The organism is Streptomyces sp. ISL-66, from assembly GCF_018614135.1.
GTDB lineage: Bacteria > Actinomycetota > Actinomycetes > Streptomycetales > Streptomycetaceae > Streptomyces.
Map to the genome: position 1 here is coordinate 1 of NZ_JAGGOW010000250.1, position 6647 is coordinate 6647.

The 6647-nt window shown below is 73.3% G+C and carries 8 protein-coding genes; 4 read left to right on the top strand and 4 right to left on the bottom strand.

All coding sequences use genetic code 11. The features are described 5' to 3' along the window. Positions 1–227 precede the first annotated feature (227 nt). On the top strand, positions 228–974 hold the full coding sequence (locus J7E97_RS35410) for a class I SAM-dependent methyltransferase (RefSeq protein ID WP_215035787.1): 747 nt from the start codon (positions 228–230) through the stop codon (positions 972–974). After that, complete coding sequence (locus J7E97_RS35415) at positions 971–2059, top strand: prenyltransferase/squalene oxidase repeat-containing protein (protein WP_215035788.1); 1089 nt, start codon at positions 971–973, stop codon at positions 2057–2059. The genes J7E97_RS35410 and J7E97_RS35415 overlap by 4 nt, the downstream gene beginning before the upstream one ends. A 64-nt stretch (positions 2060–2123) precedes the next feature. On the opposite strand, the gene J7E97_RS35420 is transcribed toward J7E97_RS35415, so the two are convergent. Continuing rightward, on the bottom strand, positions 2124–2426 hold the full coding sequence (locus J7E97_RS35420; protein ID WP_215035789.1) for a hypothetical protein: 303 nt from the start codon (positions 2424–2426) through the stop codon (positions 2124–2126). Between the two features lie 260 nt (positions 2427–2686). Here J7E97_RS35420 and J7E97_RS35425 point away from each other — a divergent pair, with 260 nt between their 5' ends. Continuing rightward, a complete protein-coding gene (locus J7E97_RS35425; RefSeq protein ID WP_374224312.1) occupies positions 2687–3184 on the top strand; it encodes a hypothetical protein in 498 nt (165 codons plus the stop codon). A gap of 88 nt (positions 3185–3272) precedes the next feature. Beyond that, positions 3273–3740 (top strand): hypothetical protein, encoded by a 468-nt coding sequence (locus J7E97_RS35430; protein ID WP_215035790.1) that lies wholly within the window; start codon positions 3273–3275, stop codon positions 3738–3740. Positions 3741–3801: 61 nt separating this feature from the next. Here J7E97_RS35430 and J7E97_RS35435 read toward each other — a convergent pair whose 3' ends face one another. The 3 genes from J7E97_RS35435 to J7E97_RS35445 form a co-directional block, all read right to left on the bottom strand. Next, complete coding sequence (locus J7E97_RS35435) at positions 3802–4812, bottom strand: LLM class F420-dependent oxidoreductase (RefSeq protein WP_215035791.1); 1011 nt, start codon at positions 4810–4812, stop codon at positions 3802–3804. Between the two features lie 154 nt (positions 4813–4966). Continuing rightward, positions 4967–5770 carry a hypothetical protein gene (locus J7E97_RS35440; RefSeq protein WP_215035793.1) on the bottom strand — a complete coding sequence of 268 codons (804 nt, stop codon included), beginning with the start codon at positions 5768–5770 and terminating at the stop codon, positions 4967–4969. A 133-nt stretch (positions 5771–5903) separates the two neighbouring features. Beyond that, positions 5904–6647: N-acetylmuramoyl-L-alanine amidase (locus tag J7E97_RS35445; protein ID WP_215035795.1), on the bottom strand; the 744-nt coding region annotated here is incomplete at its 5' end.

Sequence of the window (6647 nt, forward strand, 5' to 3'; positions counted from 1 at the left end):
GGACGACCCGGCGCTGCGCGCCCGGCTCGGCGCCGCCGGCCGCGAGCGGGTGCTGGCCCGGTTCACCTGGGCCAAGGCCGCCGAGGGGACCGTCGTGCACTACCGCGCCGCGATCGAGCGGGCCGCGGCGGCCGCCCGCGGCCGCGGCACCCGGTGACCCTCACCGCCCCGACCTTCCGTCCGATGCAGTTCCACCCCCACCCCCGCGACCGCGAAGGCAGGACCACGTGCTGACCGTCGATTTCTCCCGGTTCCCGCTCGCCGCAGGCGACCGCGTGCTCGACCTGGGCTGCGGCGCAGGCCGGCACGCCTTCGAGTGCTACCGGCGAGGCGCCCAAGTGGTCGCCCTCGACCGCAACGGCGAGGAGATCCGCGAGGTCGCCAAGTGGTTCGCCGCCATGAAGGAGGCCGGTGAGGCCCCGGCCGGGGCCACCGCCACCGCCATGGAGGGGGACGCGCTGGCGCTGCCCTTCCCCGACGAGTCCTTCGACGTGGTCATCATCTCCGAGGTGATGGAGCACATCCCCGACGACAAGGGCGTCCTCGCCGAGATGGTCCGCGTCCTGAAGCCCGGCGGGCGCATCGCCATCACCGTGCCCCGCTACGGCCCCGAGAAGATCTGCTGGGCGCTCAGTGACGCCTACCACGAGGTCGAGGGCGGCCACATCCGCATCTACAAGGGCGAGGAGCTGCTCGGCAAGATGGAGTCCGCCGGCCTCAAGCCCTACGGCACGCACCACGCGCACGGCCTGCACTCTCCGTACTGGTGGCTCAAGTGCGCCTTCGGCGTCGACAACGACAAGGCCCTGCCCGTCAAGGCGTACCACAAGCTCCTGGTCTGGGACATCATGAAGAAGCCGCTGGTCACACGGCTCGCGGAGCAGGCCCTCAACCCCGTCATCGGCAAGAGCTTCGTCGCCTACGCGACCAAGCCGCACCTGCCCGTCGGCGCGGCCGCGGGCGCCGAGAAGTGAGCTCGCCGGAGCGCACCGCACCCGAGCACCTGGTCCTGGACGGCGTGCTGACGGCCGAGCAGGCCGCCGCCACCGTCGCCGGGATCCTCGCCGCGCAGCGCGCGGACGGGGCCATCCCCTGGTTCCGCGGCCACCACCTCGACCCGTGGGACCACACCGAGGCCGCGATGGCCCTCGACGTGGCGGGCGAACACGAGGCCGCGGAGCGGGCGTACGACTGGCTGGTGCGCCACCAGAACGAGGACGGCTCCTGGTACGCGGCCTACGCCGACCGCCCGGACGGGGTCGACACCCGCGAGCCGCAGGACCCCAGCCGCGAGACGAACTTCGTCGCGTACATAGCCGTCGGCGTCTGGCACCACCACCTGTCCACCGGGGACGACGCCTTCCTCGACCGGATGTGGCCGGCCGTGTACGCGGCCGTGGAGTTCGTCCTGCGGCTCCAGCAGCCGGGCGGCGAGATCGGCTGGAAGCGGGAGCCGTCCGGCGAGGCGGTCGGCGACGCCCTGCTGACCGGGTCCTCCTCCATCCACCAGGCGCTGCGGTGCGCGCTGGCCATCGCCGACCACCGCGGGGAGGCGCAGCCGGACTGGGAACTGGCGGCGGGCGCCCTCGGGCACGCGATACGCCGGCACCCCGAGCGCTTCCTCGACAAGTCCCACTACTCGATGGACTGGTACTACCCGGTCCTGGGCGGTGCGCTGACCGGCGCCGAGGCGAAGGCCCGCATCGAGGAGCGGTGGGAGGAGTTCGTCGTACCGGAGCTGGGCGTGCGGTGCGTGCTGCCGAACCCCTGGGTGACGGGCGGGGAGTCCTGCGAGCTGGCGCTCGCGCTCTGGGCCACGGGCGAGTCGGACCGGGCGCTGGACATCCTGCGCTCGATCGGCCACCTTCGGGCCGACAACGGCATGTACTGGACGGGGTACGTCTTCGACGACCGGGCGGTCTGGCCCGTCGAGCAGACCACCTGGACGGCGGGCTCGCTGCTCCTCGCGGTGGCCGCGCTGGGCGGCGATGAGGCCACGGGCGTCGTCTTCGGCGGCCTGACCCTGCCGACCGGCCTGGAGCCGGACTGCTGCGCTTGAGCTCCGGCCGTCCCCCGGCAGGCCGTCCACCGGCCGCCCGGGGACGGCCGGGGACGGCCGTGACTCAGTGGCGGTACAGGCGGCCCGCCACGGCGTGACCGATGACCAGGTAGGCGACGGCGGCGATGCCGTAGCCGACGACCACCTGGACCCATGCGCGGCTGAAGGTGAACAGGTCGTAGGACCAGCCGGCGAGCCAGGTCGCCACGTCGTGGATGAAGTCCACCAGCGTGTTGCCCTGGTTGGCGTCCAGCAGGTACAGCAGGATCCACAGGGCGATCACGAAGGCCATGACATCCGCCACGATCGCGACGGCTCTGCCTGCCTGAGTGCTTCCTCTGCTGTGCGCTTGCGTGTGTGTGGGCATGGTGCGCCTTTTCCCGCTCCCCCACCGGGCAAACCCGAACGGGTTCCCCAAGTGGCGCAGCCGCACAGCCGGGGTGAGGCTGCGTGGGACACCTCAGTCCCCGGAGGCAACTCGTGTCCCTTCCCACCACGACCGTCCGATTCCGCCGCGCCCTCACGGCGCTGCTGCTGTCATGCGCGCTGCTGGGCGGCGCAACCGCCTGCGGCTCGGGCGGCGGCGACCACGCGGCCGCCGGTCAGAGCGACGAGATCTCGGTGGCCATGGCCGCGTTCGCGGAGGCCGACGCGGCGGCCTCGGCCGAGGACGCGGAGGCGGCCGCGGCCACGCCCTCGGCGAGCAGCGCGGAAGAGAGGCAGAAGTTCGCCAAGACGCGCTTCGTGGCCAACGCGGGGCTGGCGGCCGGTGCCACGTACCAGTGGATCATCAAGCCGTACCGTGCGGGCAAGTTCAAGAAGGGCACCAAGGGCCGCACCTTCGCGCTCGTCAAGGCGGGTCTCGCGGGCGCCTTCGCGTACAACCGGCTGAAGGCGGCGAGCGAGAACGCCAAGGGCGACCCGCTGCTGTCGAAGGCCGTGGGCCCGCTGACGGCGGGCATCGACTCCCTCAAGGGCCTCGGTTCCAAGCTGCGCAAGGGCCAGGCGGGCGACGGCGACATCGGCGCCTTCGAGAACGTCATCAACGGAGTCAAGGACGCCGGCAAGAGCGCCGGCGCCCCGGTGGTCGACAAGGTCCCGAGCGCGGGGCAACTGACGGGCTGACGGCTGACGGGATGACAAGTGGGCCGGACGGGAGTGGCAGCCGTCCGGCCCGCCGTCGCGCCGCGGCGCCCGGCTGTTTCAATGGGGCGTGATCGAGTACGCAGTCCTCGCCGCCGCGGCGGCCGGAACCGGCTGGCTGATGCGCCGCAAGCACCGCCGGCGCCAAGCCGTCGCACCCGCCCCCGGGATCCCCTGCATGGCCCGCCAGCCCCCGGGCAGGGGCCGCTGGCGCAGCGGCCGGGTGTACGCCGACCGGGGCGCGGCCCGCTGGGTGCCGCGCCGGGGGGAGCCCGTGCTCCTCGCCGGGGCCCGGGCCACCGGCGTCCGGGCGCCCTCCGTGAAGGAGGGCCTCTCCATCAACCCCGGCTCGCGGATCGTGACCTGCGCCTACGCGGACGCGGCGGGCGCCGCGACCGGCGAGGCCTCCGCGACCGGCGACGTCCCCGTGAGCGCCGGCGTCGGCGCGGGCGCCGCCATCGAGATCGCCGTGATGCCGCTCGACCTGCGGGAGCTGCTGGCGGCCCTGGGGCACGAGGAAGGCGCGGAGACGGCGTAGGGGAGGCGGTGTAGGCGAGACGGCGTAAGCGGCGCGGAGACGGCGCAGGCCGGTCGCGGCGCTAGCTGTTCAGTTCCGCCAGCACCCGCAGCGTGTGGGGGTCCGGGGCGGTCACGAGCAGGTCGGTGACCGGGCCCTCGCGCCACAGTTCGAGCCGTTCCGCGATCCGCTCCCGGGGGCCGACCAGGGAGATCTCGTCGGCGAAGGCGTCCGGGACGGCCAGGACGGCCTCCTCCTTGCGCCCGGCCAGGAACAGCTCCTGCACGCGGTGCGCCTCCTCCTCGTAGCCCATGCGGCCCATGAGGTCGGCGTGGAAGTTGCGGGCCGCGTGGCCCATCCCGCCGATGTAGAAGCCGAGCATCGCCTTGACGGGGAGCAGTCCCTCGGCGACGTCGTCGCAGACCTTGGCCCGCGCCATCGGGGCGATCATGAACCCTTCGGGGAGGTCGGCCAGCGAGGTCCGGTAGACGTCGGTGCGCGTCGGCGACCAGTAGAGGGGGAGCCAGCCGTCCGCGATGCGGGTGGTCTGGGCGATGTTCTTGGGGCCCTCCGCGCCGAGCAGGACCGGCAGGTCCGCGCGCAGGGGGTGCGTGATGGGCTTGAGCGGCTTGCCGATGCCGGTGCCGTCGGCGCCCCGGTACGGGTGGCTGTGGAAGCGCCCGTCGAGCTCCACGGGTGCTTCGCGGCGCAGCACCTGGCGGATGACGTCCACGTACTCGCGGGTCGCCGTGAGGGGGCTGGAGGGGAAGGGGCGCCCGTACCAGCCTTCGACCACCTGCGGCCCGGACAGTCCGAGGCCGAGCATCATCCGGCCGCCGGACAGGTGGTCCAGGGTCAGGGCCTGCATGGCGGTGGCGGTGGGGGTGCGGGCGGCCATCTGCGCGATGGCGGTGCCGAGGCGGATGCGCGAGGTGTGCGCGGCGATCCAGGTGAGCGGGGTGAAGGCGTCCGAGCCCCAGGCCTCGGCGGTCCACACCGAGTCGTAGCCGAGGTCCTCGGCCTCGGTGGCGAGGTCGAGGTGGTCCGGGTCGGGGCCGCGGCCCCAGTAGCCGAGTGCGAGTCCGAGGCGCATGTACGGTCCCCTCCGCGATGCCGGGCGCGACGCGGTGCCGCGAAGCCGGCTCAGCTGAATCTGACGATGCGTCAGGTGACTGTAGGCCAACGGTCCCCCGCCCGGAAGGGCGGGGGACCGCTGTGACGTGCGTCGCCTCGTGCGGGCCGGCCGGTCAGCCGCGCTGGATGCCCGAGGTGTCGTTCAGGACGCCGCGGCGGCCGTCCTGGGTCTGGGCGATCAGCGTGGCCGGACCGCGCTGCTCCACGGCCAGGTACCAGGTGCCCGGCGCGAGTTCCGCGATCGGGGCGGGGCTGCCGTCCTCCGCGTAGAGGGGGCGGGCCACCGGGACGGCGAACCAGAACGGGGTGAAGTCGGCCGGCGCGGCCGCGGGCTCCTGGTGGGCCGGAGCGGGAGCCGGGGTCGCCACCGGCTCCGGGGAGCCGCCGTAGGGCGGGACGGGCTGCGGGGTGTTCCCGTAGCCCGGGTACCCGTACCCGGCGCCCGGCTGCGGCTGGCCGCCGTACGGCGGGATGGCCGCGGCGGGCTTCGGGTCGGGGACCAACTGCCCCGCGAGCGCGGGCACCTTCGAGCCGAAGAGGGTCACGCCCGCCAGCGCCAGGGTGGCGAGGAAGGAGAGCACCGCGCCGGCGCCCAGGTCGACCGAGCTCGGGCAGGTGATCAGGACCCACAGCGAGGACCAGAGGGCCGAGACGGCCAGCACGGTGCCCCAGGCCTGGAGCGGCAGGCCCGCGACCTTGCGGGACTCCGGCTGGAAGCGGGTGGCGAGCAGCAGACCGGCCGCGATGAAGCCGACCAGGAACACCGTGGGCAGGGCCAGCCCGCCGAAGTCGGTGTCCCACACGCTCGGCATGTTCAGGCGGTCGCTGGAGTAGAAGTCGAGGAACGAGGCGATGAACAGCAGTACCGCTGCTCCGATCACCACGCCGTCGCCTCGAGTGAGGGAGCGGATGTTCACGTCTTAGGTGTCCTTCTCGGTCTCGTCGTCTCGTGGTGCCGTGGTCGCACGCCATGACGGAGTGGCGGCGGCACCATGGTACGGACGTCTACCGCGACCGGAAGGATCGGGGCGGCGGGCCGTCCCGGTGGGACTACCCGCCGAGGAAGCCCACGATGCCGTCCGCGATGCCCTGGGCCGCCTTCTGCCGCCATTGTGGACTCGTCAGCTGCGCCGCGTCCTTGGCATCACGCATGTTGCCGCATTCGATGAACACCTTGGGACGGGTCGAGAGGTTCAGTCCGCCCAGATCGTCCCGCGTGACCAAACCGGTACCGCCGCCGAGGTAGTTGGCGGGCGCGGATCCGGTGGCCCGGGCGAAGTTCCCGGCGATCCGCTCGCCGAGCCGGCGCGAGGGCCCGATGATCGGCGCGGTGTCCGCACCACCGCCCTTGACCTCGGCCGGGAGGATGACGTGGAAGCCGCGGCTGCCGGCCGAGACGCCGTCCGCGTGGACGGAGACGACGGCTTCGGCGCGGGCCTCGTTGCCGATCCGGGCGCGTTCGTCGATGCACGGTCCGAAGGGCCGCTCCGGGCCCGCCTCGTGGGTGAGCACCACCTTGAGGCCCTTGGCCTCCAGGAGGGTGCGCAGACGCCGGGAGACGTCCATGGTGAACTCGGCTTCCATGTAACCGGCGTTGGTGGTCGTGCCGGTGGTGTCGCACTCCTTGTGGTTGGTGCCGATGTCCACTTGGCGGGCGATCTCGGAGGTGTGCTTGAAGTTGCCGGTGTTGTGGCCGGGATCGACGACCACCACGCGGCCGGCCAGCGGCCCGGCCGCGGCGGGGCTCCCGGAGGAGCTCGCCGCGGGGCCGGGGCCGGCGGGGGTGCCGGCGGC

Excerpts from the sequence above, each read along its gene's own strand:
- J7E97_RS35435 (WP_215035791.1), bottom strand. The coding sequence starts at position 4,812 with ATGCGCCTCGGACTCGCACTCGGCTACTGGGGCCGCGGCCCCGACCCG.
- J7E97_RS35420 (WP_215035789.1), bottom strand. The coding sequence starts at position 2,426 with ATGCCCACACACACGCAAGCGCACAGCAGAGGAAGCACTCAGGCAGGC.
- J7E97_RS35425 (WP_374224312.1), top strand. The coding sequence starts at position 2,687 with ATGGCCGCGTTCGCGGAGGCCGACGCGGCGGCCTCGGCCGAGGACGCG.